The organism is Vagococcus sp. WN80Y (genome assembly GCF_059621045.1).
In genome coordinates, this window is the sequence record NZ_JCAQHY010000054.1 from 1 (window position 1) to 1718 (window position 1718).

The following is a 1718-nucleotide window of genomic DNA, read 5'->3' on the forward strand; positions in this document are numbered from 1 at the left end:
CACCTGATGCTTGCGACAAATCCGGTCAACTTCTTCTAGTTCTGCTTGGCGCCAGACACGGCCCACTGGATTATGTGGACTACAAAAAATCAGTAAACGATTTTTTGGCAAGCTGGCTTTGGCTTCTAGGTCTACAAAATCAATGGTATAGTGACCGTTCTGATTGACGAGTGAGCTGGCAATCACCTCGCGACCTGACTTTTCAATGGCTACTCGAAAAGGATAATAAACAGGTGATAAAATCAAAACACCCTCGCCCACTTCCGTATAGGCTTTGACTGAATGATAAAGCGCCGTCACGATACCTGGCGAGACAACCAGCCAGTCTTTTTCGATCTGCCACTGATGACGGCGCGCCATCCAGTCGATGACCGCCTCATAATAGCTGTCAGTCGGTTGGGTGTAGCCTAAAACCATCGACTCTAGGTAAGTCTTCAAGCCCTCGATCAACTCTGATGGATGAAGTAAATCAGTATCTGCCACTGATAAGGGCACGATATCTGTTGGTAAATCAGGATAACTGTCGCGCATTTGGTGCCATTTAGCCGAACCATCAGCTAAACGATCGCGACTGGTAGTAAAATCATAGGTCATTTGGTTCCTCCTTTTTTCTTTGAGACGAATTAATTAAAGGCAATACCAGCGAAGATTCCTGCTAATATGGCTGACACAAGGGAGACGGAGACGACGCCTGCGATAATCATTTTAGGCATCATATAGGCGGTTAAATAATCGGCTTCGGCTTGGTCACTGGTCGCCCCTTTGATGGCTTCAGTCGTTAACGCAAAATTAAAGGGAAAGCCTAGGAAACAGTTCAAGCCAATCGCAAAGGTCATGTAAGGCGAGTAACCAAAAAGCTTGCCGAAAAAGTAAGTGGCAAGGAAAATCGCCACTAAGGCAATCACCATCAGAATGACAATTTTAACGATTAAAGCCACCACAACTGACCACGTGGCCAAGGCAAAGGAGCTCATAAAGCTGGCAAACAAAGCCAGATTAAGAATACCTGTCGAGGCTGATTTGTCCATAGGCTTGGGTTCGATTAAACCAAAATACCCTAAGACAATTCCCACGATAATCTGAACAATCGCGTTATTAAGGCCAGTGACTTGAGTCAGCACTTGGCAGAGATAGCCTAAACAGATTAACAGCGCTAAATAATAGGTCGGAGAACGAAATCGTTCTGGAACAAGCTCGTATAGCGGACGCCGAGGGGCGTCTGTTGGAATGTCTGTTGACGTTGTCTCTGTGTCAGAAACGGTTTTAGAAACAGATGAGGCAGTGGTCTCTCGGTAATCACTAAGCAATCGCTGACTTTCTTTGCCAAGAATCGTCGCTGTTAGTGGGAAGCCGAAGAAGCCGTGCATCACAAAAATCATCATGGCCAGCATACCTAGTTCAGGCTTGCCAGCTTCGGTGGCGGCACCTTGCATGATTAAAGCCGCCATTCCCCCACCGGTCATCGGACCTGCGGCAGTAAAGGCGGTGGCCTTATCAAATATCAGGGTGCCAATTAATAAAATAGCGGTCACAATGCCAGCGACAGCTGCCAGAGTAGTGACAACAACCTTCCACTCCCGTAGCATATCCTTGACATTAAACATGGTGCCGACGTGAATTAAAATAAAGGAAATCATAATATCGGATAAGGTTTTGATTCCGGATATCTCTAAGATATCTTTCGGAAAAATCGTCCAAAATCCAACTAAAAAAATAAC

Annotated in this window: 2 protein-coding genes; both read right to left on the reverse strand. The window is 45.8% G+C overall.

What is annotated here, in order from left to right:
* Positions 1-594, reverse strand: a 594-nt coding sequence (locus AC5KOD_RS02645; protein WP_496912991.1) for an aminotransferase class I/II-fold pyridoxal phosphate-dependent enzyme, incomplete at its 3' end; no start/stop codon positions are given.
* Positions 595-623: 29 nt separating this feature from the next.
* Positions 624-1718: hypothetical protein (locus AC5KOD_RS02650; protein ID WP_496912992.1), on the reverse strand; the 1095-nt coding region annotated here is incomplete at its 5' end.